Origin of the sequence: Prosthecobacter sp. (genome assembly GCF_034366625.1) — a bacterium.
Classification (GTDB): domain Bacteria; phylum Verrucomicrobiota; class Verrucomicrobiia; order Verrucomicrobiales; family Verrucomicrobiaceae; genus Prosthecobacter.
Genome location: NZ_JAXMIH010000023.1, coordinates 284,294 through 309,326, shown reverse-complemented (window position 1 = coordinate 309,326; position 25,033 = coordinate 284,294). Strand labels below are relative to the sequence as shown.

Sequence of the window (25,033 nt, the reverse complement as noted above, 5' to 3'; positions counted from 1 at the left end):
AGAAAACTCCAACGTCGGGCGGCGTGAGCTCAGCTCACTTCCAGTTTGCCCGTGCTGTCGCCCACTTTCTCCGCAGGCACGCCCAGACGGTCCAGCAGTGAGAGATACAGGTTCGTCATCGGTGTCTCGCCCGGCAGAACAATGCGTTTGCCTGGTGTGAGGGTGCCGCCTGCACGCCCGGCCAGCAGGATTGGCAGGTTGTCGTGATTGTGGCGGTTGCCGTCACCGATGCCACCGCCGAACACGATCATCGAGTTGTCCAGAAGCGTCGTATCGCCTTCCTTGATGGATTTCATCTTGTCGAGGAAGTACCCGAACTGGCGCAGGTAAAACTGGTCGATCTTCGCGATCTTCTCCAGCTTCTGCGGATCGCTTTGATGATGGGAGAGGTAATGATGCGCGTCCGGCACGCCCAGTTCGGGAAAACTGCGGTTGCTGCCATCATGTGCGAGCATGAAGGTCGAAAGACGCGTCGTGTCCGTCTGAAACGCCAGCACCATCAGGTCAAACATCGTGCGGATGTGCTCCTCATAGGAATCCGGGATGCCTTCCGGGATTTTCACATCCGGCATTTCCGCCGAAAACTTCTCCGCACGCTCGATGCGCTGCTCAATGTCACGCACGGATGAAAAATACTCGTCCAGCTTGCGGCGGTCGCTCGCATTCACCTTGCCTTGCAGGCTTTTCGCCTCGTCCAGCACCGTGTCGAGGATGCTCTTCTGCATGCGTTTCGCGCGCGCCGCTTCGGGGCCTTTGCCTGCGGTCGCTCCCAGGCCAAACATGCGTTCAAACACCAGCCGCGGATCCATTTCAGGCGCCATCGGCATCGTTTCATTCTTCCACGCCAGGTTAAACTGATACGCGCAGGAATAACCGGAATCGCACTTGCCGGAGCTGCGCTGGCCATCGGTGCTCAGTTCCAGCGAAGGCAGCCGTGTCAGATGACCGATCTTCTGCGCCGCGATCTGGTCCACCGAAATGCCGAGGTGAATGTCCGCGCCGGCGGTTTTCTTCGGCATGCAGCCGGTGAGGAACGTCGCCGTCGCACGCGCATGATCACCACCGCCATTGCCATGGCTGCGCGCAAAATCCTGCATCAGGCCGGACACCACCATGAAATCATCGCGATTCTTCTCGATCTGCTTCAGCGAAGGCGAAAGCTCATAGCTGGTGCCCTCGCCTTTCGGCATCCACTGCTCCACGTTCACGCCGTTGGGGATGTACAACCACGCGGCGCGAACCGGTTTGGCAGCAGGTTTGGCGGCCGCGAAGGCACGTGTGCCGGCGGACTCCAGAAATGGCAGTGAAATCAACGAACCCAGCCCCCGCAAAACATGGCGGCGGCTGAGCGAATGGGCGGCGAGGGAGGTTTCGCGAAACTCGTTCATGCAGGATGACTAACGGCAGGGTTGGAAAGAAACTTTCGTGCCAGGAGGCTGGCATACCATACGACAGGACCGCGAAAGTAGTTGAAATTCCGGGGCGTCGCGGCCCGATTAGTGGCTCCCCGCAAATCCCACCCATAAAAACATGAAGCAAGCCTGCCTCCTCCTCACTGCCATCACCGCACTCAGCCTTCCCGCCCTCGCGCAGGATGCGAATGTCGCCACCATCGAACTCAAGCCCAGCGCGAATCCTTCGACACCGCTTGCCTATGAAAAGACCGAGCTTGCCGTCAAAGCCGGCCAGAAGATCAAGCTCACCCTCAACAACACCGGCGGCATCCTCCCCCAGCCGCATAACTTCCTCCTGCTCAAGCCCGGCAAACTGGATGCCGTGGGCGCCCTCGCCAATGCCATGCTCGCCGACCCCCAGGGCATGGCCAAGAGCTACATCCCCGAGGCCGCCAAGCCCGACATCCTCGCCAACACCAAGCTCGTGCAGCCCAACTCGAGCGAGACCATTGAGTTCACCGCCCCTGCTGAAGCTGGCGACTATCCCTACATCTGCACCTTCCCCGGCCACTGGATGCTGATGCGTGGTGTGATGCACGTCACCAAGTAATCCCACCAACCCAACGCGCCCTCCATGAAACACTTCCTCACCACCACCCTCCTCGCCTTGCTCTCGCTCACCTCCGCCGTTCACGCGGAAGATGGGAAGCTCGAAGTCGCCGGCCTGACTTTCAAATTCGCCGCCCCTTGGGCCAGCGTCGAAAGCACCGGCATGTTCCGCGCCGGAACACTCGCCGCCAAAGTGGAAGGCGTGGAGAAGCCGGTCGAGGCGGTATTTTACCACTTCCCCGGCCCTGGCGGCGGTGGCGGTGTGGAGGCCAACGTCCAGCGCTGGCTCGGCCAGTTCCAGGGCACGCCGGAATCCAAGCGCGAGGAAATCGACTCAGGTGGCAAAAAAATCACACTCGTGACCGCCTCCGGCACTTACAATGATGGCCCGCCCATGGGAGCCAAGACGCCGAAGGCGGACTACACCCTCGTCGCCGCCATCGTCCCCACCGAAGACTCCAACATCTTCATCAAGCTCACCGGCCCAAAAGACGCCATCGCCAAGCTGACCGAAGGCTTTAAAAAGATGGCCGGCAGCCCGTTTGTAAAATAACCGCAGCACGCTCCAAGCGCGCTTCACTCAGAGGCAGGTGGCATCCACCTGCCTCTTTCTATTGTCCCAGCCGTGGGTTTTTGCAGTCAGAAAGCCGCGCATGATCCGACCCCGCCAAAATCCTCCCCAAACTTGGCACGCACCATGCTTGGTTCTGCGTCGGAGTTAAAATCCACACACCTGACTTATGCTGAAACTCAACCACACTCGAACCTGGCGCAGCATGGCAATTGCTGCGGTTGTCGCCCTCACCTCACTCGCATTCAACCCCGGCGACGCCCGAGGTCAGACTGCGGCTCCGGCACCCGCTGCCGCCCCTGCCCCGGCAGCTCCTGCACCAGCCCCTGCTGCGGAGCCTGCCCCAGCCCCCGCTGCTGCCGCTCCCACGCTGGAGGCGGTCGCCAGTGATGTGGCTGACATCAAACAGTACTTCAACAACATGGCTCCCGCAGGATCGCTGACAGGTCTCTCCGGTCCTGGGCACAACGCCTTCCTCATGGTCTGCGCTGCTCTGGTGCTGTTCATGACGCTCCCCGGTCTGGCCTTGTTCTACGGTGGTCTGGTTCGCTCCAAGAACGTCCTCTCCGTGCTCGCCCAGTGCCTCGGCTGCGCCGGTCTGGTCGCCATCCTGTGGTACTTCGTGGGTTACTCGCTCATCTTTGGCGAGCATCTCGCTCCTGAAGGCGCTCCCAAAGACTGGGCCGCTCCTTCCTGGGCTCCCTACCTCGGCAGCTTCAAGTACTTCTTCCTTGAAGGCGTCGGCGCTGCTCCCAACACCAACTACGCCGGCTGGCCGAGCCAGTCCGTGTTTGCCATGTATCAGCTCATGTTCGCCATCATCACCCCCGGCCTCATCGTCGGTGCCATTGCTGAGCGCATGAAGTTCTCCGCCATCATGCTCTTCATCACCCTCTGGATGTTCCTCGTTTACTTCCCGCTCGCTCACATGGTCTGGGGCTTCGACGGTCTCATGAACGGTGTCTGGAACACCGGTTCAACCGTTCCTGCCATCGACTTCGCCGGCGGCACCGTGGTTCACATGTCCTCCGGCTGGTCGGCTCTCGTTCTCTGCATCCTGCTCGGCAAACGCGCTGGCTACGGCAAGGAAAAGATGGCTCCTCACAGCATGGTCCTCGTCATGGTCGGCACCGGCATGCTCTGGGTCGGCTGGTATGGTTTCAATGCAGGTTCCGCTCTTGCCGCTGACGGCATCGCCGCCAACGCCTTCATGACCACCACGCTCGCCGCCGCCACCGCCTGCTTCGTCTGGGCCGTCGTGGAAAAAATCCACAAAGGCAAGCCCTCCGTCCTCGGCTTCTGCTCTGGCGCTGTCGCCGGCCTGGTCGTCATCACTCCGGCTGCTGGTTTCGTGAATGCCAAGGCCGCCATGATCATCGGCGTCCTTGCCGGTGTCATCCCTTACCTCGGCGTCATGATCCTCAAGCCGCTCCTCAAGTATGACGACGCCCTCGACACCTTTGGCGTCCACGGCATCGGCGGCACCCTTGGAGCCATCGTCACCGGGGTCTTTGCCAACAGCAGCATCAACGGCAACCTCACCACGGCGAACGTCTATGTGAACGCGGATATCGCCAAGGCGATCGCCGACGCTGGCGGTCAGGGTGGCATTGTGATGAACCAGCTCAAGGCTTGCGGCATCACCATCGCCCTCTCCGTCGTCGCCACCGTGGTCATCACCCTCATCGTGAAAGTCCTCGTCGGCCTCCGTCCGACACCCGAGGAAGAAGCCATCGGCCTCGACCTCACCGACCACGGCGAAGCAGGTTACGAACATTAATCCACGCAGGGCACGTCCCCTGCTAACTCCAAAGCCGGGCTGGTTCACTCCAGCCCGGCTTTTTTGTGCCCCGGAGGGCCGCGGCGCACGTGAGATAGGCTGCCAGCCTGTGGATCGAAAGAACAGGCTGCTTGCCTCACGCTCCTCCTTGACCGCGCAGCGCTATATGAACCCACAAGCCAACCAATGGCATTGGCCGTGCCAACCCATCTGAGAAAATGAAACCAGCACAGCATCTCGGTCCTGAACCCTCCTCTGTTGAGGCAGCACGGCGAGCTTGTCGCAGCCAGCGTTCACACACTTGCGGCTGCGATTTGCTTGCGGCACCGGCAACGCTGTTGACGGAGAAAAGAGAACCTACTCAAACTAAACATGCCAACGCCTTGCCCACCTCGGAGCGCTTGTCCCGGTTCACTCTTCCGAGACACCGGCAAACGCGGTGCTGGTCAGCTTCGGAAACAACTTTGGTAGGCATGCGATTGATTCGTCTGCTCCCCGCAGACTCACCCCTGCGGGGCAGCCCTTTGGGCTGTCTCAAACACCTGCATCCTTCGGCGTTTGTGTCCTGATGATGACGAGCGTTCCCTGCCGCAGACCTTGAACTTGATCAAGCCTCAGAAAGCTGCTTGCCCTCACTGACGCTTTTCGTCATCATCACCGCATGACACGAACCCTCCTCGCCATCGGCGCGCATTATGATGACTGTCCTTTTGGCATTCCGGGGACACTGCTGCGGGCCGTGCAGAAGCATCAGCGCGTCGTCATCCTCAGTTTGATCGGTGATTACTCCAACTGGCCGCCGGTGCGCGGGCGGGAGCAGGGGCTCCTTGATCTGTCGAAGCAACTGGCCGCCGAGCGCGGCATGGAGATGCGCTTCCTGCCGTTTAAGAGCATGGGTTTTGAGCCGACGCTGGCAACGAAGCGCGCCGTGGCCGAGGTCGTCGCCGACGTGAAGCCGGACACCGCCTTCATGCTCTGGCCGCGCGACCGTCATGCTGATCACGAGGCGGCCAGCGCCATCTGCCACGCGGCCTTGTCACAACCGGCGCGGCTGCTCGGTCGTGACGAGGTCAGATCGCCCTCCCGTGTTTACTGGTATGACAACGGTCCCGGCCACACCATCGGCTTCGAGCCGGACACGTATGTGGATGTTTCTTCCGAATGGCCCGCCGCCAGCGAGTGGCTGGGCCGCCTGATGGCCTTCGTGCGCAAAGAAGAGTATGACCCCGCGAAAAACGATGCTGCCATGGACACGAAAACCGTGCTGTCCCGCTATCGCGGACTGGCCTGCGGCGCCAAGTATGCTGAAGCGCTCAAAAGCGTGCGTTCAGTAATCACTTCCGACCTGTAAACCACCCTTTGCAGATGGTACCCCCGGTAGGATTCGAACCTACGACCAATTGATTAAGAGTCAACTGCTCTACCAACTGAGCTACGGAGGCGTGTTTGAAAAAACAAACGGTGTTGGAGAAGGGCGCGAGTAATAACCGTCTCCGCCTGCCGCGCAAGTTCGTTTTCCCCTCACGGCGAAACTTTCAGGTGCTGGAGCAGGAACCGCACGGCATCGGGCTTCGTTTCGGCGGGATCCTGGGCGAGGACGCAGGGGACTTCGTCGGCGCGGCATTCTTTTTGGATCTCACGCGCGTGATGGATGCAGTGCAGCGATTCGTGGGCGCGGGAACGACCTGGGTATTGTTCAAGAACAGCGGCGGATCGTCCTTGGTGATCCATGAGAGCATGTCGCACTCTTTGAGCACGGCCTTGCCCTTGTCCGTGGTGAAATCGGCGATGGAAGGCAGGCGGTAAAACAGCGCGGCTTCGGCCTCGCTGGTGCGGAACTCGGGTTTGGCCGGGCCCAGGAAGGACTCCCAGCGTGTCACATCATAGGTGGCCTGCGTGGCGTTGCACACGGCACAAACGAGGCGCGTGGATTCGCGCAGCACCGGGTCTTCGGCCTTCGGATCGGCCATGTCGTCATGCGTGGCGAGCCAGAGCGAGGTTCCCGCGCCCGCCGAGCCGCCCATGGACGCGAAGCGCATCTTGTCGAGCTTCCACTCACCGGCTTTCGATCGCGTGAACTGCACAGCACGCGCGCACTGCCGCAGGATGTCCTGAATCGGCATGGCATCGAGAAAAGGATAATTCACCGCCACGCAGGACACACCGCTGGCGAGGAGCTGGCTCATTTGTTTGTCGGATGACCAGCGGCTTTTGTCGCCGTTGCGAAAACCGCCGCCGTGGATCAAAAACACCACCGGCGTGGGTTGTTCGGACTTCGCCAGATAGAGATCGAGCTTGTTGCGCTCATGCGGACCGTAGGCCACGTCGGTGACATCGGGCTTCAGGCCGTTCGCGGCTGGTTTGGCCTCGCCAGAGGTCTTGGGCTTCATCTTGGCGAGAAATGCCCGGCCTTCATCGAGCGTGAGGATGCCGTCTTTGTTGGTGTCCGCCTGCGGGTAGCTTTTCAAACCCTCACGCAGCCGGTCATTGTTCTCCGAGGTGATCTGGGCGGCCGCCGTGGCGGCAAAGACGAGGGGAAGAAGCAGCGCGCTTTTCATGATGGCCGATCACAACGACTGGACGCCTGGATGTCCAGCATGAAATTTGCATGCCGCCGCGCCAGCCCTGTGGTAACTCCCGCCCATGCGTCTCCTGGCCTTTTTGCTTCTCGTTCCGGTCCATTTCGCTCCTGCGGCGGATCTGCCGCTGAGCGTCACGATTTCTGGCGAGGCCGGGCCTTACACCAAGGAGCGCTGGAAGGCCGACTGGCCGGGCTGCGAGTTTGAAGGCGGCATCAAGGAGGGACGCGTCGCTGTCATTGAGCGCGATGCGTTGAAATGGCTGCGCGTGAATTTCGCTGTTGGCAAGATCGGCCCGGAGGAAGGCGGTGCGGGCTGGCGCTTGCCCATGGGGAGGCATCAGAAAGCGGAGATGAGCTACACGCTGCGCTTCAGCAAAGACTTCGACTTCGTCAAGGGCGGCAAACTGCCCGGACTTTGCGGCGGCCCTGAAAACGTGAGCGGTGGACGGCCTGCGAACGGAAAGAACGGCTTCTCAGCACGCCTCATGTGGCGCAGAGACGGACGCGGCGAGGCTTACGTCTATCACAAGAATCAAAAGGGCGATTATGGCGACAGCTTTGCCTTTCCCGCTGACTTCAGCTTTCCCACCGGCACACCGGTCAAGGTGCGCATCGCCGTGACCATGAACACGCCTGGCAAACGCGACGGCGCACTGCGTGTGTGGATCGACGAAAAGCTTCTCGTCGAACGCACCTACATGGAATGGCGCAGCGTGGACACCTTTGGCGTGGACGGACTCTACTTTGAAACCTTCCATGGCGGCGGTGACAAGTCCTGGGCTCCGACGAGGCCATGCTGGGTGGAGTTTGCGGAAATGCGGATCACCAAGTGAGTCTCTTTACTGCCGAAGCTGATCTCATGTTCAAGCTTGTCAGTCACTTAATGCCGGGGGTTCCGTCAGCTCAAACACCCGCACCGCGCGATCCCTCCCATCCGTGGCGAGCAGGCGACCATTGGGGCTGAAAGTGAGGCTGCGGGGTAGGCCTTCGATGGCTGTGAAGGTTTGCAGGAGGGTGGCGTCGGCGTAGCGCCAGAGTTTCAGCGTGTGATCGGAGGAGCCGGTGGCGAGGAGGGGCTGGGTGGGATGAAAGCGGACGGCGGTGATGGTGGCGTCGTGGGCGCGGAAGCGGTGTCGGATGGCGAGCGTGTCGGCATCGAGGATCATGATGAAGCGGTCGCTGCCGGCGACGGCGATGAGGCGGCGATCTGGGGATACGGCGAGGGCGTAGAAGGCGTCGTCGTGATCGAGCGTGGCGAGGATGCGGCCCGTTTGCGGATCAAGGATGGCGATGCTGCCTTTTTGATTGTTGTCGGGCTGGAGTTCGCTGGAGATGGCGATGATGTGGCCGTGGGTGCCGGCAAAGATGGCTTTGTAGCTCTCGTGTTTGAAATCGTGAAGCACGCCGCCGGTGCGGGTGTCGTGGACGATGAGATGATTATGCGGTTGAGGTGTGGTGCGGAGGAGGCGTTCTCCTTTGGCATCGAAGTCGAGGTGCATGGTGTTGTCGTTGCCTGCCTGAGCAGGCAGGGACCATTGTTCGCTGACGCCGTCTTTCGTGGTCTGCCACAGGCTGAGCGCGGCTCCGGGGGTGGTGAGGCTATTTCGCGAATAAGCGGTGGCGATGAGGCCGGTGGCGGGATGGACGGCGTTGACGGGGTGATTTTTGGCAAACGGCGTGCCCATCGGCGTGGGTTGGCGCGGGTCAACCACGTTGAAGCGTGCCCGCAGACCGCCTTCGGTGCGTGCGAGCAGCTCGGTGTCGGAGAGAAAATGGCAGGACCAGCCTTCGTCACCACCGGGCAGCATCTCGGCGAGCGGTTGATCGGGCAAGCGCCAGATCTGCGGCGGGGATTGCTGCGTGAGGAGGTGTCCGCTCGTGTGATTCACGCTGAGCGGTAGATGGCCGGTATAGGCGGTGATGCCGTGGAAGGTGCCGTTCGGTGTGAGATCGCCGGGATGCCAAAAGGACAGCGCACGGCTGACGGCGAGGCTTTGTGAACCACTGCCGCCGAGGGTGATGACATTCCTGCCCGCACTGTAAGCCACCTGTGCGATGGGCATGGCGGCGACGCGCTGGCGTTTGATGAGGAGGCCGTTGTTGGAATGGTAAACCTCCACATCGCCGGAGATGAGGCCGATGACGAGTCGAGCATGATCGGGACTCGCTGCCATGGAGTTCGGGTGCGCGTTGAGGCGCCCGAGAAAGGCGGGGCTGCCATCGGTGAGCTTGATGCCCCTGAGGACGTAGTCTTGGTGCTGGATGAGGGCCAGAGCATGTCCATGCGAGGCAAAGATCATGCGCAACGGACGGAAGGGTTTCGTCCAGCGCACCGCGCCGGTTTCGGTGTCGATGAGGTGAAGCGCTGCGCTGTCGAAGTCCGCAAAAGCCGCCAGCGTGCCGGTGGCATTCAGCGCGAGGGTTTGCAGATACGGATGCTCGGTAGCCTCGGAGTGCGAGACGGGGAAGGTCTTCAGCTTCGCTCCCGTGGTGAGATCATACAATGCGGCCTCGCTCGCTGAACTCGTGCGTGTGAGGAGACGTTTGCCATTGGCGGAGATGCTGAGGCGCAGCTCGCCTGAGTGACCGGTGTCGAGGGTGCGGAGGAGTTTTTTGCTCACCACATCCACGATGCCGATGCGTCCATCGCGACTGGCGATGGCGAACTGCGCGGCGGCGTTTCCCACCGCACAAACATCCGTCACTTGCTCGCAGAAGCCTGGGATCATGAGCGTGCCGAGTGAGGAATCACGCTTCGCAGCGAGATAGTGCCAGCTTTGGTCCCGCAAAGCCGTGGGCACGACCTCCAAGGCGCTCGTCATGCGGGTCACGTCGCCTTCTTTGAGTGCGACATCGGCCAGAGCGATCTGCGCGGTGGCCAAAGATTGTTGGGCGTGTCGTTCGCTTGCCATCACCTTCCACACAAAGCCGAGGCTGATGAGAAGCAGCGCGGCGAGGGATGCGGTGACGACTTTGTGCCGCAGCAGCAGGAGCTGAAGCTGCTTCATCGAGCCTGCGTCCTCCGCCCGCGTGGCAAAGCCGTTTTGATAAGCCTCGATGTCAGCGCTCAAGGACGTGCCTCGGTCATAGCGCCGCGCTTTGTCGAGATGCAGCGCCTTCATCGCCACGGCAGAGAGCGCCACAGGCACACGCGCCCCGCGAATGTGCGGCAGCGGACGGATGAGCTTCGCCTCCAGCACCTCGCCCTTCTCGAAGACCTTTCCCCGGCTGCCAGACTGCGAGGCAAAAGCCGTTGGAGCCGTGATTTCACCTTTGCTGACCTTCTCCAGCACCTCCAGCGCCGTTTTGCCCTCCACCGGCGGACGCAGCGTGAGGATGGCGTAAAGAATGCCGCCCAGCGCATAGATGTCCGAAAGCTCATCCACCTCCGCCATGCTGCCGCGGGCTTGCTCCGGGGACATGTATTGCGGAGTGCCGAGGACGGAGCCGTGCAGGGTAGATGAGAGTTGAATGTTGAGAGTTGAGAGATGGGGGAAATCGGGGATCTGGCTCTCAACACTCAACTCATCAACACTCAACCTTTTGGCGAGTCCCCAGTCCATCACGAGCACCTCGCCGAACTCGCCAACCATGATGTTCTCCGGCTTTAGATCGCGATGCAGCACGCCTTGGCTGTGGGCGAAGGCGATGGCGTCGCAGACTTTGCGGAAGATGCCGAGCAGGCGCGTGAGCGGATAGTCGCGCAGCGCCTCGGGCACTTCTTTTCGCAGGTCGGTGAGGATGGCTTGCAGCGTGCGACCTTTGACGAGCTTCATCGAGTAGAAGAGCGGCTGGCCGCTCTCCCACACGATGTCGTAGATGGGCACGATGTTCGGATGCGCGAGCTTGGCGAGCACCTGGGCCTCGCGCAGGAAGCGCTGTCTCATGCGTGCGTCTGCGTTCGCCTCCAGCAGCATGACCTTGATGGCCACGGTGCGGTCCAGCTTCCCATCTCGCGCCTCCAGCACACTGCCCATGCCGCCCGTGGAAATTTCCGCGCCGAGCTGGTAGTTCTCCACGCCGAGGGGCGGTGGAGTTGGGGCTGGAGAATCGGCGGGCATGGATGATTTGGAGGACAGCAGAATGGGGGACAGCAGAATTTCAGAAACTTATTCTGTTGTCCCTATTCTGCTGTCTTTGATGGCTTGGTTCAGCGTGGTCGGTTTCCAGAGACGGCATTCGTCATTCGCCACGGAACAGGCGAGCTGGCGACCGCTGGGGCTGAAGATGAGCTGAGTCGGCGGCTGGATAGGGCCGCGCAGTTCTTCGAGCAGCTGACCGTTGTCGGCGTCCCACAGGCGCACGCACAGATCCTGCGATCCGGTGGCGAGGATGCGCCGTGTTGGATGGCAGGCGAGAGCGGTGATCGGCCCGTCGTGCGCACGGAACTCATGCACGACGGCCAGCGTGTCGGCATCGCGCAGGCGCACCATGGCATCCGCGCCCGCCTCGGCGAACTGGCGGCCATCGGGCATGACGGCCAGGAAGTTCATTCGCGTGGGATGCGGGATGCTGCGCTGTTGTTTGCCGCTGGCGGCGTCCCAGAGCACGATGTGCTCCTCGCTGTCCTTGGAAAAACGCAGCCCATGCATCGTGACGAGGCCGATCATGCGCCCGGTGGCGGGCAGCCAGGCGATGTCGTTGAACTGCACGATCCGGCCCTGCTCCAGCGCAGGGAGCGGCTCGCCAGCGAGGGTGAAGCGCTCGACCTTGTCACGGAAGATAGCCAGTTCATTCCCGGTCGGGTTGAGACGCACGAGATGGTCCTGGCACTGCGTGGTGATGGCTCGTGTTTGGCGCACGGAGTCACCCTCGCGCTCCAGGATCAAAACGGGCTGGCGGGAGTCTCCGGTGTGGATGGCCGCCACGGCACCACTTGGACTCGTGGAGAGAAAACGGTAGCCGCTGTTTTTGAGTGTCCACAGGGTTTTGGTGCCTCGATTCACGATGGGCGCAGACTGCGGATTGGCATAGCTGACGAGGGTGTCATCCGTGCCGAGGAATCCGAGGAACGGCGTGGGATGTGATGGGTATTTCAGCAGCGTCGGCGTGTCGCGCACATCCCAGACTTTCAGGCCACTGAGCCCGATCGCCAACTCGCCGGTGAGCGGATGCACGGCGGCGGAGGAGATGCCCTGCCTGCCGCCGAGCAACGATCTGATCACCGCTCCGTTGCGCGGATTGCGGAGCTGCACGACCTGAAGGCTGTCTGCGGACTGCCACGCGGTGATCAGCACGGCGCGGTCCGGCGTCCAGCCGATGAAGTGGTCCCGCGAGCGCGGTCCAGGCCCGGCGAACCGGGTGAGCACGGTGTCGTCGTGGAGATCGAAGACGATCACCTCGGCGCGGTTGTCGAGAGCCGCGAGCAAGCCCTCCCGGCAGGCGGCGAGGTCGATGACGTTGTGATATTCACCCGGCAGACGGCGGATCGTTTGGCCATCGCGCGCATCCACGATTCGCAGGCCGCTGGAGGTGTTGCTCACGATGACCTGCCGCCCATCGGGGGAAAAGGTGGCAAAGATCGCGCCCGGCGGCCCCTCCTGCCACAGGAGCGCACCGGTGGCGCTGTCCCAGATTCGAATCGAAGCCGGGTTGTTGTTCACGGGTCTGCATCGTTGCAGCAGCAGGCTGCCATCGGCATTGAACATCAGGCTTTTCGTCTCCGGCGCGTCCCAGCGCAGGATTTCCTGCCCGCTGCGAATATTGCGGACAACGATGCCGCCGGGGCCGTCCCATTGCCCGATGGCGATGCGCTCTCCATCGGGTGATACAGCGATCCTGGGTATCGCCCACGAGGTGGAAATGCCGGCGGCAAACTCCTTCAACAACTTGCCGCTGCGGGCATGGATGAAGGAGATGCCTCCACCCGACTGCGCCACCGCCAGACCGCCCGGCGTGCGTGGCAGTGGCGCGAGACTGAATGCCTTCGGTGGATTGAGCTGAATCGTGGTCACCGACGTGTCGGACTGTCCAAGCAGATAGTGCCAACTGCTGTCACGCATCTCGGCGGGCACGGTGTGGAGCAGTTCCTGCATCCGCACGCCATTGCCATTGCGCAGGGCCGCATCCGCCAGCCCGATGACGGACCGCGCCTCGCCTGCCACGGCCCGGCGTTCCTTTGTCCGCAGATTCACCATGAAGCCCAGGCTGACGACCAGCAGCGCCGCGAGCGAGGCAGTGACGACTTTGTGCCGCAGCATGAGAAGCTGGAGCTGTCGGAGTACTCCCGCCTGCTCGGAGGACGTCGCAAAGCCGGTCAGGTAGGCGTCGATGTCGGCGCTGAGGGCGGTGACACTCGCGAAGCGCTCGGATTTGTCGAGCCGCAGCGCCTTCATCGCCACGGAAGACAGCGCCGACGGCACCAGACCACCGCGCAGATGCGGCAGCGGCTTGATCTGCTTGGCTTCGAGCACCTCGCCTTTTTCAAAGACCTTTCCACGACTGCCGGAGCTTGTTTTCAAAGCCGTCGGTGAAGTGATCTCTCCACGGCTGACCTTCTCCAGCACCTCCAGCGCCGTCTTGCCCTCCACCGGCGGCCGCAGCGTGAGGATGGCGTAAAGAATGCCGCCCAGCGCATAGATGTCCGAAAGCTCATCCACCTCCGCCATGCTGCCGCGTGCTTGCTCGGGGGACATGTATTGCGGAGTGCCCAACACCGCGCCAGCGAGTGTTTGTGAAAGGGAGCGCGGACACTCCTGTTGTATTCCATAATGTAGCACTGTGTTGCATTCATTTGCAAAGCCTTGCAGCACAAGGGTTCGGCGATGGTTGCGCGTTGCGCCCAATTGCATCCAGTGGGGCTGAATTGCACGTTTTCAGCCCGTGGCTGTATAAAATGGCTGTATAAAACCGGAGGCTTGATCAGGCAAGGTAGCCGTGATTTTTGAGCCATTCGGCAAGTGCTTCGGCAACGATGTCGCGTTGCGTGAACGGGTCAAGCCTCTGGATTTTCCGGTCCATTGATGCTCTGAGGAGTGCGGTGCTGATCTCGGGTTCGATGCGAACATTCAGGGAGACGGCACCCGCCATCGTGAACTGAGGCAGTGCGGAACTTGGTGGCACCTGGGCGGTTGGTCGTTGTGCAAAATTTTCTTTCAGTGCTGCTCTTGCCATAGGGGTATTCTCCTTCTTTGAGGTTGCTTCAGATTTCGGTTTCGGCTCTGCCTTGGCAGTCTTGCCGGTTTCAAGAAAACTCTGCTCATCAGGGGTAAGCGCGTCGTCGAGTGAGCGTCGGTTAACCACGGGTCATATCCTTCATGAGCTGCTGCATTTCGAGAGAGGCCAGCAAAGCCCCTGCGCCCATTTGCCAGACCACTTTGGCCTGCCCTGCGGAGTCCGCGAAGCTTTGACGAAGGCACACTCCAGCGGTGACATCCACGCCAAGTTTTTTCGCGGCGTTCATCATTTCACGGCTGAGGCGTCCGCGCTTTTGCAGCTTGTTGGGGATGAGAAGTCCTTCCGGTTTGCCTTTGCGTGTTTTCTGAGCTTCGCGAAGAAGCTGCACGGCTTTGGAGGCTGCGCGGAGATCAAGAATTGACGGTCCGCATGGAAAGAACACGCGGTCAGCACGGAGCATGATGGCCCTGGTCGTTGCTGAAAGTCCTGCGGGGCCGTCAATGACGATGTCATTCGCATCGCCCGCGAGTTTGGCGAGCCGATGAATTATTTCCTCCGGCGAGTCGATTTGCTCAAGCTGGATCGGCAGTGCCAGTTCCTTGATCCATTGTGATGCCGAAGATTGCGGGTCGGCATCAATGAAGATCACGCTGCGCTTCTTTTTGACGAGCCATGCCGCCAAGTGAACTGCGATGGTTGTTTTGCCAACACCGCCTTTTGAATTTGTGAGTCCGTAAATCATGTCTGCCTCTTTTTGGCAGAATAGTGATTTGCTCCTGTCACCGATAGCCTCTCGAATGTTTTGCTGATGCGTGCCTGCATTTTTCTTCGGAGGGTTGCAAACTTGCAACACAGCTTGCTAGCTAGCTTGCTAGTTTTTGGTTCTTCCCTGCCAGACACCCGGAGGCAGGCGAGCCTTTCAAAAAGGCGCGTCGGCTGCCGACGGGGTTTAAAGGTTTTATTCTTTACTGTTTAAGTAAGGTTTAGGGAGCTGGAAAGGCGCGGCAGGCTTGGGCTTGAGGGCTGCCAAGGTCGCTGCTCTGACGATGGCGGGTCGTTGAAGTGACGATAGCAAAGTCGCTGGCCTGACGTGGGTTGGTCGCTGCTCTGACGATACGGTCGCTGGCATGACGATTCAAAGGGTTGCTGGTCTGACGATGGTTGGAAAGTTTGGATAAATCCGGCCCAAAGGTCGCTGCTCTGACGATATTGTTTTTTCAAACCAATCATGCTATGCCGAAGGGCATGGGCAGGATGATTGAGGGTGGGATCAAAGAACATCAGAACTTGGAAAGGTTCATAGCGTCCTCGGCTGACATCGCCCCCAAAGACCAGATTGATCTGATGGCGCGTTGCTGGTTCAGCCTGACACCCGGAAGAACTGAGGCCATTCAGCACGAGTATGTGGACGCGAGGTCGGGCCAAACTGAAACGGTCCGCATCACCGGCAGCGGTGAACACGGCATTGCCACGATCCACGATCAGGATTTGCTCATCTATGCCATATCGCAATGGATCGAAGCCAAAAGGAAGGGACTTGAGCCTTCGCGCCGAATTCACTTCACCCCGTATCAGTTCCTCGCATGGATGAACCGCGAACCCGGCGGCGGGCAATATCAGCGGCTCAAAGATGCCCTGCACCGCCTCAAGATGACGAGCATTCAAACCACGATCCGTTCCGAACAAGGCAAGCGGAGCCGCAAACGCATCAGGCAGTTCTCGTGGATTTCAGAATGGGAGATCACGGAAGAAAAAGGCGAAATTCGCGGCATTGAAGTCGTGCTGGCCGAATGGCTCTTTGAAAGCATTCAGGACTTCCATGTGCTGACTCTCGACAAACGGTATTTTGATATTTCCGGCAGTGTGGAGCGCTGGCTTTATCTCTATGCGCGAAAAGCCACGGGAGGCCCGACAGGCGTCTGGAAAGAGACGTTCAAGAGCCTTTACCAGAAATCCGCTTCGCAGCAGGCATACAAGCACTATGCGAGCACGCTCCGAAAGCTGGTGAAGAAGAATGACCTGCCGGGGGTTAGGCTGGAGCATGTGAGTTCGGCTCAAGGCAAAGACATGCTGCTCATGGAACGCAGAGAAAAACGGGCGGTGATTGAGGCCAAGGAACATCCGGTTCAAGAGGCGCAGCTTGTGCTTATCGAGCGAACGCCTTTGGAAGAAACCTGGGAGAACGTGCTGGAGTTGATGCGCAAACAAATTGGAGCAGACCAAGTGAAAGCTTGGCTGGAAAGGTTGCAGCTTGGCGAGCTGGTAGATGGCACTCTCACCTATCGCGCAAACCTCAAATTCGTGGCGGATTGGGTGGAAACCAATTTCAAACACAAGCTGGAATCAGCATGGCAGTCGATGGGTCATCCGGTGACTTCGGTTCGCATCGAAACGAAAAGCCGAAAATCAGCCGCCTAGAGTTCGGCGGAAATACTCAATGGCCTCATTCAAAGTCGCCGCTTTTTCGGTGGTCCCTGCGTCCGCGTTGTTCGGATCGGGATGGACGGTCTTGATGAGATGGCGGTAATTCAGTTCGGCCTGCTCCAGTGAATGGGGAGGCATCAGTCGCAACACTTCTGCGGAGCGGAATTCCAATGCCTTCACTGCCTGCTCATCCTCGGCTGTCTGGGGAGGCCGCTTCGCCCTTGGTTTGCGGGTTCCTGCCGCTGGCAGTGGGACTTCAGCAGCGCCGCTCCCTGGCATCTTCTCCTTGGCGTCTTCAATGATGTCCTCGTGCTTTTTCTCCGAGCGGATGCCATACCAGAAATTGATGAACTCCTTCAGCCACATGGCGACGGCGACAAGGATCAGCCATGTTGAAAGGCGGTGTTCTGTGAAAAAAGCGCGAAGCATCGCCGCAGTGGTCAAGGCCAGAAAAGGCTCGACCCAGAGATGCACCATCAGCTCGGAGCGCGGGTTGCCGCGAAGCTGGCTGAAGCCGGGAAGCAGCAGCAGGTGCGATGTCCCTGAATAGAAGTCGTGCTTGCCCTGCCTGCCCACTTCCCGTGAAAAGGCCAGCATAAGGTGCAGCAGATACAACGCAGCCGCGCCAAGACCGAAGCTCGCCACGGCCCAATACTTGAACCAAACGCCCTGCTCTATCCACGCGTAGATCGAGAACAGGAGGTGCGCCCAAACGAAGGCGAAGAAAACACTTTTGGGACTGAGAAACGAAAAGCCGAATCGGGAGCGCAGGAACACGATGGCCGGCATCGCCAGCCAGTGCAGGATGGGACTGAGGATGGGGACGCTTGGCTGCGCTCCCGTGGATTGAATTTGCCGGTCCTTCATGTGTGGATTTGTTCACCGTTGCCCTGCCCTATGACTTTTGCGAGAAGACATGCCGGATGAAATTCTGAGCGACCGGCTCGCCCTTCTTGGTCGCGAGCCATCGCCGCCCGCCTTGAAAAATGATCGAGTCCACAAGATATTCAGATTCAGGGCCACCCGTGCGCAGCATGGTGAACTCTTGCGGCTGCACGACGTATTCCACCACCATGCTGCCGCCTGCGTTCTGGCTCATCGTGCCGCCTTTCGCCATCCCTTCATTTAATCCACCGTAAAACGTCGCTTGCCGCGTCTTGCCGATGGAATCCGCTGCCCAGTTGTTCGTGGTCGGGTCGCCGTTGGCGTGGAAAATCTTCGTTTGAAGGTTGCCAAGGAAGCTCTCGGCATCGGAGCGGGAGTTTTGTCCGCCGAAGGCCGAAAAGTAGCTGGGGAGGTTCTGAGTCAGGTAAACGGTGCAGGCGCGGGAGCTTCGCGCCGTGCTCTGGAAGAGCGCGTCGTAGGAATTGACGAAAAACTGTGATTCGTCCGCCCAAAGGAAAACGGGGCGAGCTGCGGCCTGGGCAGCTTCGCGGCTCATGTCCGCAGAAATCCTCCGTTCAACGGCCCTCTGCCAGATGAACTTGAAAAGCACCTGGGCGAACTGGCCCAGCTCATTGAACTCCTTCACCGGCAGATTGAGGATGATGATCTTGCCGTTGAACGTGTCCTCGGGGGTGAAGGTGAGATCGGTGCAGAACAGGTCACGCAGCAGGCCGCGCAGAAAACAGTCGGCCATGCTGGTGAAGGTGGAGACGATCACGGAGCGGGTTTCAGGGGCGAGGCTGGGAAACTCCCGCAGCCAGAAGTCGCGAGTCAGTTCCAAATCGTTCGCCCTGCCCTTATCTTTAGTTTTTGCCGTCGCCACTTCCAGCAATGCAAAGCAGGCCGATTTCTTCTGCCAGTCGGGATTCTCTGCCTCATCTGTGGAGCGCGGCGCGGACGTGATGATCCGGTAGAGGGACGGCAGGTCGATGTCGTCCAAAGCGAGAACGGCGAGGTCAATCGCATTCCTGAGAAGTTGCTTCAATGTGCGCTGCCAATAGGCATCCTGCCCGCCGCCCTGCCCTTGTTTTCGCTCGGCGGCTTCAAGCACGCTGCAAAACAGGTTCACGAGGTTTTCGGTGTGCCCTGCCCCGGTTCCTGGCCGCTTCAATTCGTAGCGCAGGAAGTTGAACCTGTGGGGTGAGTCGGGGCCGACAATGAGCAATTCTGACTCACGGCCTGCGGCCTTGGCGAAGCGCTTCCATGAGAGCACTTCGTCGTTCTTGGCAGTCAGAACCAGTCCGCCTAGATTGGACTCCATGAACGCCTTGGCGAGGGCTTGCCCACTCCCTGATGATTTGCCAGAACCGGTCGCTCCCAAAATCTGGACACCCTCAAAGGCATCCTTCAGGCACCAGTAGTTTTCAGCCCTGCTGGTCTTGCCGTCTGCACTCAATTCCAGCAACGCCTCGTCGTCATCAGGCCAGTTTCGTTTTGCGCCTGTAGGGGCAGATGGGGGACGTTTGGCGAGGCTGAATTCATCCATGAGGGGAGGGTGCTGGGGTCACTGCAAGCTAGCCGCGCAGCCGCTCTGCGGCGAGCAAAAACCACAGCCTTAGCACTGCTAAGGAGAGATGTCTGAAGATCATATTGCTATGTTGCTAGCTTGCTAGTTTCCTAGCTCGGTAGCCTCCTTGCTAGACGGCAAACTTGCTCGGAAACTGCCTTCCCAGCTTGCTAGCTCGCAACCTGACAAGGTGGCAAGTTCGCTGCCTTGCTGGCTCGCTCAATAGCTTGCTAGCAGGCAAATTTTGCCGAGTAAGCGGCGAAAATGGATTCGCGGAATCAGATGTGGTAGAATGAACCGATGCTCAGAGTTGTAGCGCACACGAGCGCGGCAGCCGCCCGCAAATACTATGCGGAAGGTCTGAAACGCGAGGACTACTACTCCGAGAAACAGGAGGTGGTAGGCAAGTGGCATGGCCGCGCTGCGGGCCTGCTGGGGCTGTCCGGGGACGTGGATCGGGAGCAGTTCGCGGCGCTGGTGGAGAACCGCAATCCCCTCACTGGGGAGAAGCTGACACCCCGCACGAAGGAAGGTCGCCGGGTAGGGTATGACCTCAATTTTCACGCGCCAAAAAGTCTCTCCGTGCTTTATGCGCTAACGCAGGACAAAGAGGTTTTGAAAGCGTTTCGGCAGGCGGTTTCTGACACCATGACGGAACTTGAGGCGAGGGCGGAAACCCGAGTCAGAAGGAAGGGGGCGCGTGAAAACCGCGTCACTGGAAACCTCGCCTGGGCCGAGTTTGTTCACTTCACCTCCCGCCCGGTCGGTGGCATTCCCGATCCGCATCTGCACGTTCACTGTTTCACTTTCAACGCGACTTTCGACCAAACGGAGGCGCGATGGAAAGCTGCGGAGTTCGGGGCCATCAAGCGCGAAGCGCATTACGCGGAAGCGGCGTTTCATGCCCGCCTGACGGCAAGTTTAGTGGCTCAAGGCTACGCCATTGAGCGCCGGAAAAGCGGCTGGGAAATCAAGGGAATGCCCGCCAGCGTGATAGCGAAGTTCTCGCGGCGCACCGCTCAAATTGAGCGACTGGCCGATGAAATGGGCATCAAGGACGCCAAGGCCAAAGATGCTCTTGGGGCTGCAAGCCGGGAGGGAAAACGACACGGCATGACCTTTTCAGACCTGCTGGCGGCGTGGAGTGTCCGGCTCACCGATGACGAAAAGGTGCAAATCTCCAAGGTTTGCTATGAGCGTGGGCAGGGTGGAGCCGAAAGGGTGACTGCGGGGCAGGCCGTGGACTATGCCATTTCCAAACTGTTCGAGCGGCAATCGGTGGTGGAACGCGGCCATATCCTGGCGGCAGCGCTTCGCTTTGGCGTTGGGCAAACGACACCGGAGGCGATCAAAGCTGAGTTTGAGCGGCGGCAGTTGATTGGGCGCAAGATCGGCGATGAGCATCTTTGCACTTCCGTGGATGTTCTGGCAGAAGAAATCGCCCTCCTTGCTTTTGTTCGTGCTGGCCGGAACTCGGCCATGCCGCTGGGCGGCAAGGGCAGGCTTTCATATTCTGAAAAGCTCTCCGAGGAACAGCGGGCAGCGGTCAAACATCTGCTCACCAGCCGCGATCAGGTGATGGCGATTCGCGGCGGTGCTGGCGTGGGCAAGACCACGCTCATGAAAGACGCGGTGGCCGCGATTGAGGCGCAAGGATTAAAGGTGTTCGCCTTTGCTCCCTCTGCCGTCGCTTCCCGTGAAACCCTCCGTGAAGCGGGGTTCGCGGGTGCCGATACGGTCGCCCATCTGATGCTCAACACCAAGCTGCAAAAGCAGGCTCGTGGGCAGGTCATCTGGATCGACGAGGCGGGCCTGCTTGGCACAAGGGACTTGTGGCGCATCATGGAAATCGCCGGGCCTAAAACGCGCGTCATCCTCACTGGCGACACCGCACAGCACGCGCCGGTGGCGCGGGGTGATGCGTTTCGCATCCTGCAAAAACATGCCGGTCTTCGCGTCGCGGAAGTGACGGAGATCCGGCGTCAGGAAGTTGAGGACTACAAGAAGGCCATCGAAGCCATCAGCAAAGGCGACCTCCGAACCGGTTTCCGTCGCCTGGACAGCCTGGGAGCGTTCGTGGAAATTGCAGACGAAGCGCAGCGTCACCGGGAACTGGCGGCTGATTACATCGCCTTCGGGCGACGGGGCGAGTTTCCACTGGTCGTCTCTCCGACCCATGCGGAGAGCGCCAAGGTCACGAACGCCATTCGTGAGGCTCGCCGGGAGGCGGGACAGCTCGGCGCGGAAAAGAAGTTCCTTCAATACCAGAACTTGCAGTGGGAGGAAGCGGAGCGCCAACTTCCTGAGAACTACCGTGCCGGTCTGGTTGTTCAGTTCCATCAGAACGCCAAGGGCGTGAAGCGCGGCGAAATTTTCAAGGTGCTGGGGCAGGGCGAAAACGGCACGGTGCAAATTCAGAATAAGGCAGGCAAAACCCGCACGCTGCCCCTCAACGAGGCCGCAAAGTTTCTGGTCTATGAGGAACGCGAGATCGCCCTGGCAAAGGGGGACCGCATTCGCATCACACGAAACGGAGAGAGCACGAACGGCAAACGCCTCAACAACGGCAACCTCTTAGCTGTGGAGAAGTTCGGCAGGAAGGGCGAGATCGTCCTCAGCAACGGGGCCATTCTTCCGGCAAACCACGGCCATATCGCGCACGGCTATTGCCAGACCTCGCATTCCAGCCAGAGCCGGAGCGTCCGCGACGTGCTGGTGGCACAAAGCGCCGATTCGTTCCTTGCCAGTTCTCGTGAACAATTTTATGTGTCATGCAGCCGTGGCAAACAAACCCTCCGCATCTACACTGACAACCGCCGCGAATTGCAGCAGGCGGTCGGCAACACGTCCACGCGAATGTCCGGCGTGGAACTGGCGGAACTGACCTCGCAGGAACTCTCCAACTTCATGAACGGCGAACTGGGTGCAAAACAATGGCGGGAGGCTGTTCACAGCCGCAAAGGGCTGGACGGTGCCAAAACCTTCGTCAAGCAGCTCACCGAGCACCGGAAGGTCGAACCGCGCAAAACAGGCGAGGTCATCGACTGGAAGGGCTACGTCGAGATGCGCCGGAACCTGGTTGGCGCGGACGGCAAAAGCCGCTCCAAGGGCTATCCTTCAGAACCGAGAAAGGGCAGTCAAAGCAAAGGCATCGCACGGCCCAAGATAAGCCAGCACTCGGACGCGAGGATCGCTGAACTGAAGGCGGCGCATGAAGCCAAGAAGACAGGAGTCGCTCAAGAAAAACCTCCAGCATCGAAAGCCCCTCAAGATCGCAAAGAGCGGCTCGTGAAAGCTTACGAGTCAGCGGCCAGCCATTTCAAGAAAGTGGCGGACAAGGTGCGCGGCAGGTCTGCGCCGGGAGACAAAGAGAAAGAGGTCAAGATGGGGAGGGCAAAAGTAAAACCGTTGCAGAACAGCAACGCGGACCGTGCGGCGGAGCACTCCAAAAAGGAAAAAGCAGCAAGTATTAGGAAGACCGGCGAGGGGCAGGCTAAAAACAGAACTGAAACCAAGACGAAGCAGGCCGCGCCGCGTCCCGTCGTCATCAAAAAATGAGGCACTATGGCTGACAAAATTGACGAAATTCTCAAGGCAAGACAGGCGGCTGAAAAGCCTGCCGAACTGACGCCTGATGGCGATAAGTTTTTCTCCATTCTGATCGGTGAAGGGATGCAGGAGAACTTCCTGGAATTGCAGTTCCGCAACGGGCTGCAAACCTGTTTCAGCTATACGGATTTGCTATGGTTCAACCATGACCCGGAAAGCGGCTGCATCGACCTGGAATTTGGCGGCTTCCTCATCACCATCAAAGGCCGTGGCCTGCGCACAATCTTCAACGGCGTGAAGGGCAAGCGGGTCGCGTGGGTGAAGGAAGCGGACAGCAACCTTCAGGATCACAAAGACAACGAGTGTTTTGTTGAAGAGATCAGCATCACTCCGCCGAAAGGGTTCACTGAGGAAGCACCTGCCGCCGACTAAACTCCATGAACTGGCGCATACTGAAGGCGTTCCCGAAATACGCGATTGCCATCGGCGTGGTGCTGCTCAGCACGGGCTTGTTTGGTGCATGGTGGTTCTTCAAGCGCACGATGCCGCGCTGGGAGTTTGCGAAACCTGATCCCGCCGTGGTGGCAGAGATCAAAAAGAAAGCTGAAGAGCTTCCCGACAAGCTGGGCTGGCTGGCCCTGGTGGGCGGTGACCTCTATGACATCAGCACAGGTGAAGTGATCTTCAAAAACTGGCTGCGCGGCATTCCGATGCGCGTGTTTTACTATCCTGAAAGCAGGCATCTCATGGTGCAAGCGGAACGCGGCATCATGAGGTTCGGGCTGGATGGAAAGCAGGACGGCGTGATGGGCGTTGAAACGCCGCCCGCATTCACCAATGACGGCAGCCAGGCCATGTATGTGAAGGACGGCGACATCTGGATCGCGGGTATTGACTGGACCGCATTCAAGTTCATCAACGAGCGGCAGGCCACGCATTACGGCCAGTTCAATGCACTATACTTCTCTGCGAACCTGTCGCTTGCCTCTGAAAAAGCTTGTCTGGTAAACCAACAGGGCAAGCTCTTGCGTGTAGATTTGAGCACGGGTGACTTGCAGCAAATATCGTTGCCCCTGCACTATAACATGAAGCGCCGCTCGCCAGACTGCGAGGTCATGCTGGGTGAGGAGGAAGCAAGCCTCTTTGCTTTTGACATCGACAAGCCGGAAGCCGCCATGTTCCCTAAAAGTGCGGGCAAGGTCTCGGATTATCAATGGCTGAACAATAATGCCTGCGCGTTCCTTCTGCCTGGGAAGACGGTGGGAGTGTTTGATCGCAAGAAAGGAACGATAGAGGAAGTGGCGACATTGCCTTTTGACTGCCAGAAGTTTTCCATGCCGTCGCTGGATGGGCGGTATTTGCTCTGCTTCGGCGGCAACGGGTTGGTGCTGGTGGATGTTCAGGCAAAAAAAGCGGAGAGCCTTGACATCAAAGCCGACAATATCACCTGGGTGAGCCACGACACGCTGATCTATTCACGGGAAATCCCGGACATGAAACTTCGCGGCACCTGGATCAAAACCATTGGCAGTGAACCGCAGCGAGTGTTGGCCGAACCTTATCTTGTCGGCTACGACAAGTCAGCTCCGCTGGCTTTGATGCGCGAGCTTGGCGTGGTAGTCTTCGCGACTCGCAATGGGATTTTCAGGATGAAACCTGATGGCTCAGAGCTTCGCGAAGTTGCCAAGCTCAAACAGCCTGTGGGGAGAATTCAAGCGGTGGAGATGTGGGGCAAGGGGCCTCAGTAGTGAGCCAATTGCCGCTGCAGTAATCGTGTGAAGAACTCAAACTCTGGTTTCTGAGTCTATAGGCGATGCCTTGCGGAGCCGCACCAAGGGACGGGCAGGGCGGGGACTTCCAAAAGTATTCGCAGAGTGAGCGAAAGAGAGCGGCGCTTCTGGTTCATGGCATTGCATCGGGAGGCGTGGCCGCCTACGCCATCAGAGGGCGCGGCGGTGTCGCTGCGGCAATCGCAGCGTTGAGCCGTTTGGAAACAGCGGAAAGTGTAGGCTGCGAATCGCATAGTTTTTGAAGTTCTTGGAAGGCAAACTTTGCAGCATCTAGCAGGTCGGGTGCGCCTCGGAACAGATCGCGGGTCATCAGCAAGGCATACTCGGATTCAATATCTGGCGTGAAGTCGATCATTTGTTCGATGCATTCCATTGAAGTTTGATGCCCTGGGAAAAGGGGCGTTTCAAAATCAGCGTCTTGATTGTTGGTGTTGTCGTTCATGGCTCTGTCTCCTTTTTATGTTGGGCGGCGCCTCTCGCTGCCTGATGGCAAAGCAAAACAAAGTCCCTTCAAGCCGAAGCGAAGCGAGCCGGTCAAAGCCGAAAATTGGGGGAGACCTTCAGGGGGAACCAATTTTCTGCTTGAGCGGTCGGCGGGGACTTTAGCTTGCCATCTGAAAGGCAGGGAGTGCGCACCCTCCAAGTGTTGGGAGACTGCCAAAATGACGGCACATCCGGCCTGATTTGCGCCCCTATCGGGGCAATGCCTCAAGGTGAAGATGCAATCTCCGGTCATGCGCCATATTGCAGGATAACGAGACAGCGCG

At 59.5% G+C, this 25,033-nt stretch carries 18 protein-coding genes and 1 tRNA gene; 9 read left to right on the top strand and 10 right to left on the bottom strand.

What is annotated here, in order from left to right; genetic code table 11:
- Nucleotides 1-29: 29 nt before the first annotated feature.
- Nucleotides 30-1,388 (bottom strand): DUF1552 domain-containing protein, encoded by a 1,359-nt coding sequence (locus tag U1A53_RS21895; RefSeq protein WP_322283993.1) that lies wholly within the window; start codon nucleotides 1,386-1,388, stop codon nucleotides 30-32.
- Between the two features lie 142 nt (nucleotides 1,389-1,530).
- Between U1A53_RS21895 and U1A53_RS21890 the strand changes: the two genes are divergently transcribed.
- The 4 genes from U1A53_RS21890 to U1A53_RS21875 all read left to right on the top strand — a co-directional run bounded on the left by U1A53_RS21890 (nucleotide 1,531) and on the right by U1A53_RS21875 (nucleotide 5,705).
- A complete protein-coding gene (locus U1A53_RS21890) occupies nucleotides 1,531-2,004 on the top strand; it encodes a plastocyanin/azurin family copper-binding protein (RefSeq protein WP_322283992.1) in 474 nt (157 codons plus the stop codon).
- 24 nt (nucleotides 2,005-2,028) lie between these two features.
- A complete protein-coding gene (locus U1A53_RS21885) occupies nucleotides 2,029-2,556 on the top strand; it encodes a hypothetical protein (RefSeq protein ID WP_322283991.1) in 528 nt (175 codons plus the stop codon).
- Nucleotides 2,557-2,743: 187 nt separating this feature from the next.
- Entirely contained in the window at nucleotides 2,744-4,354 is a 1,611-nt protein-coding gene (locus U1A53_RS21880; protein WP_322283990.1) for an ammonium transporter, read from the top strand.
- A gap of 661 nt (nucleotides 4,355-5,015) precedes the next feature.
- Nucleotides 5,016-5,705, top strand: coding sequence for a PIG-L family deacetylase (locus U1A53_RS21875; RefSeq protein ID WP_322283989.1), 690 nt, complete (start codon nucleotides 5,016-5,018; stop codon nucleotides 5,703-5,705).
- Nucleotides 5,706-5,720: 15 nt separating this feature from the next.
- On the opposite strand, the gene U1A53_RS21870 is transcribed toward U1A53_RS21875, so the two are convergent.
- Nucleotides 5,721-5,796, bottom strand: a tRNA-Lys gene (locus U1A53_RS21870).
- 93 nt (nucleotides 5,797-5,889) lie between these two features.
- Entirely contained in the window at nucleotides 5,890-6,912 is a 1,023-nt protein-coding gene (locus U1A53_RS21865; protein WP_322283988.1) for an alpha/beta hydrolase, read from the bottom strand.
- 85 nt (nucleotides 6,913-6,997) lie between these two features.
- Between U1A53_RS21865 and U1A53_RS21860 the strand changes: the two genes are divergently transcribed.
- Nucleotides 6,998-7,768, top strand: coding sequence for a polysaccharide lyase (locus U1A53_RS21860; RefSeq protein WP_322283987.1), 771 nt, complete (start codon nucleotides 6,998-7,000; stop codon nucleotides 7,766-7,768).
- A gap of 39 nt (nucleotides 7,769-7,807) precedes the next feature.
- On the opposite strand, the gene U1A53_RS21855 is transcribed toward U1A53_RS21860, so the two are convergent.
- The 4 genes from U1A53_RS21855 to U1A53_RS21840 form a co-directional block, all read right to left on the bottom strand.
- The gene (locus U1A53_RS21855) at nucleotides 7,808-10,996 is read right to left on the bottom strand and encodes a WD40 repeat domain-containing serine/threonine-protein kinase (protein WP_322283986.1); all 3,189 of its coding nucleotides are present in this window, start codon (nucleotides 10,994-10,996) and stop codon (nucleotides 7,808-7,810) included.
- Nucleotides 10,997-11,044: 48 nt separating this feature from the next.
- Nucleotides 11,045-13,570: a hypothetical protein gene (locus U1A53_RS21850; RefSeq protein WP_322283985.1), complete on the bottom strand. Its 2,526-nt coding sequence runs from the start codon at nucleotides 13,568-13,570 to the stop codon at nucleotides 11,045-11,047.
- 226 nt (nucleotides 13,571-13,796) lie between these two features.
- Nucleotides 13,797-14,177 carry a hypothetical protein gene (locus U1A53_RS21845; protein ID WP_322283984.1) on the bottom strand — a complete coding sequence of 127 codons (381 nt, stop codon included), beginning with the start codon at nucleotides 14,175-14,177 and terminating at the stop codon, nucleotides 13,797-13,799.
- Nucleotides 14,170-14,793, bottom strand: a complete 624-nt coding sequence (locus U1A53_RS21840; RefSeq protein ID WP_322283983.1) for a ParA family protein — start codon at nucleotides 14,791-14,793, stop codon at nucleotides 14,170-14,172. Before U1A53_RS21840 ends, U1A53_RS21845 begins: the two co-directional genes overlap by 8 nt.
- Nucleotides 14,794-15,284: 491 nt before the next feature.
- On the opposite strand from U1A53_RS21840, the gene U1A53_RS21835 reads away from it, so the two are divergent.
- Entirely contained in the window at nucleotides 15,285-16,469 is a 1,185-nt protein-coding gene (locus tag U1A53_RS21835) for a replication initiator protein A (RefSeq protein WP_322283982.1), read from the top strand.
- On the opposite strand, the gene U1A53_RS21830 is transcribed toward U1A53_RS21835, so the two are convergent.
- Nucleotides 16,458-17,342 carry a J domain-containing protein gene (locus U1A53_RS21830; protein ID WP_322283981.1) on the bottom strand — a complete coding sequence of 295 codons (885 nt, stop codon included), beginning with the start codon at nucleotides 17,340-17,342 and terminating at the stop codon, nucleotides 16,458-16,460. The two genes, U1A53_RS21835 and U1A53_RS21830, sit on opposite strands and share 12 nt — an antisense overlap.
- A 28-nt stretch (nucleotides 17,343-17,370) precedes the next feature.
- Complete coding sequence (locus tag U1A53_RS21825; protein WP_322283980.1) at nucleotides 17,371-18,906, bottom strand: TraM recognition domain-containing protein; 1,536 nt, start codon at nucleotides 18,904-18,906, stop codon at nucleotides 17,371-17,373.
- 321 nt (nucleotides 18,907-19,227) lie between these two features.
- Between U1A53_RS21825 and mobF the strand changes: the two genes are divergently transcribed.
- Genes mobF through U1A53_RS21810 form a run of 3 tightly spaced genes read left to right on the top strand, consistent with a single transcriptional unit; the run spans nucleotide 19,228 to nucleotide 24,224 of the window.
- Complete coding sequence (gene mobF, locus U1A53_RS21820; RefSeq protein WP_322283979.1) at nucleotides 19,228-22,485, top strand: MobF family relaxase; 3,258 nt, start codon at nucleotides 19,228-19,230, stop codon at nucleotides 22,483-22,485.
- Between the two features lie 6 nt (nucleotides 22,486-22,491).
- Nucleotides 22,492-22,908 (top strand): hypothetical protein, encoded by a 417-nt coding sequence (locus U1A53_RS21815; RefSeq protein WP_322283978.1) that lies wholly within the window; start codon nucleotides 22,492-22,494, stop codon nucleotides 22,906-22,908.
- 5 nt (nucleotides 22,909-22,913) lie between these two features.
- The gene (locus U1A53_RS21810; protein ID WP_322283977.1) at nucleotides 22,914-24,224 is read left to right on the top strand and encodes a hypothetical protein; all 1,311 of its coding nucleotides are present in this window, start codon (nucleotides 22,914-22,916) and stop codon (nucleotides 24,222-24,224) included.
- Nucleotides 24,225-24,408: 184 nt separating this feature from the next.
- Here U1A53_RS21810 and U1A53_RS21805 read toward each other — a convergent pair whose 3' ends face one another.
- Nucleotides 24,409-24,708 carry a hypothetical protein gene (locus tag U1A53_RS21805; protein ID WP_322283976.1) on the bottom strand — a complete coding sequence of 100 codons (300 nt, stop codon included), beginning with the start codon at nucleotides 24,706-24,708 and terminating at the stop codon, nucleotides 24,409-24,411.
- Nucleotides 24,709-25,033: the final 325 nt, after the last annotated feature.

What these genes read in the sequence shown, in the direction of transcription:
- U1A53_RS21855 (WP_322283986.1), bottom strand. Translation starts at nt 10,996, where the DNA reads ATGCCCGCCGATTCTCCAGCCCCAACTCCACCGCCCCTCGGCGTGGAG.
- mobF (WP_322283979.1), top strand. Translation starts at nt 19,228, where the DNA reads ATGCTCAGAGTTGTAGCGCACACGAGCGCGGCAGCCGCCCGCAAATAC.
- U1A53_RS21815 (WP_322283978.1), top strand. Translation starts at nt 22,492, where the DNA reads ATGGCTGACAAAATTGACGAAATTCTCAAGGCAAGACAGGCGGCTGAA.
- U1A53_RS21860 (WP_322283987.1), top strand. Translation starts at nt 6,998, where the DNA reads ATGCGTCTCCTGGCCTTTTTGCTTCTCGTTCCGGTCCATTTCGCTCCT.
- U1A53_RS21810 (WP_322283977.1), top strand. Translation starts at nt 22,914, where the DNA reads ATGAACTGGCGCATACTGAAGGCGTTCCCGAAATACGCGATTGCCATC.
- U1A53_RS21880 (WP_322283990.1), top strand. Translation starts at nt 2,744, where the DNA reads ATGCTGAAACTCAACCACACTCGAACCTGGCGCAGCATGGCAATTGCT.
- U1A53_RS21865 (WP_322283988.1), bottom strand. Translation starts at nt 6,912, where the DNA reads ATGAAAAGCGCGCTGCTTCTTCCCCTCGTCTTTGCCGCCACGGCGGCC.
- U1A53_RS21895 (WP_322283993.1), bottom strand. Translation starts at nt 1,388, where the DNA reads ATGAACGAGTTTCGCGAAACCTCCCTCGCCGCCCATTCGCTCAGCCGC.
- U1A53_RS21885 (WP_322283991.1), top strand. Translation starts at nt 2,029, where the DNA reads ATGAAACACTTCCTCACCACCACCCTCCTCGCCTTGCTCTCGCTCACC.
- U1A53_RS21840 (WP_322283983.1), bottom strand. Translation starts at nt 14,793, where the DNA reads ATGATTTACGGACTCACAAATTCAAAAGGCGGTGTTGGCAAAACAACC.
- U1A53_RS21835 (WP_322283982.1), top strand. Translation starts at nt 15,285, where the DNA reads ATGCCGAAGGGCATGGGCAGGATGATTGAGGGTGGGATCAAAGAACAT.
- U1A53_RS21850 (WP_322283985.1), bottom strand. Translation starts at nt 13,570, where the DNA reads ATGTCCCCCGAGCAAGCACGCGGCAGCATGGCGGAGGTGGATGAGCTT.
- U1A53_RS21805 (WP_322283976.1), bottom strand. Translation starts at nt 24,708, where the DNA reads ATGAACGACAACACCAACAATCAAGACGCTGATTTTGAAACGCCCCTT.
- U1A53_RS21875 (WP_322283989.1), top strand. Translation starts at nt 5,016, where the DNA reads ATGACACGAACCCTCCTCGCCATCGGCGCGCATTATGATGACTGTCCT.
- U1A53_RS21830 (WP_322283981.1), bottom strand. Translation starts at nt 17,342, where the DNA reads ATGAAGGACCGGCAAATTCAATCCACGGGAGCGCAGCCAAGCGTCCCC.
- U1A53_RS21890 (WP_322283992.1), top strand. Translation starts at nt 1,531, where the DNA reads ATGAAGCAAGCCTGCCTCCTCCTCACTGCCATCACCGCACTCAGCCTT.
- U1A53_RS21825 (WP_322283980.1), bottom strand. Translation starts at nt 18,906, where the DNA reads ATGGATGAATTCAGCCTCGCCAAACGTCCCCCATCTGCCCCTACAGGC.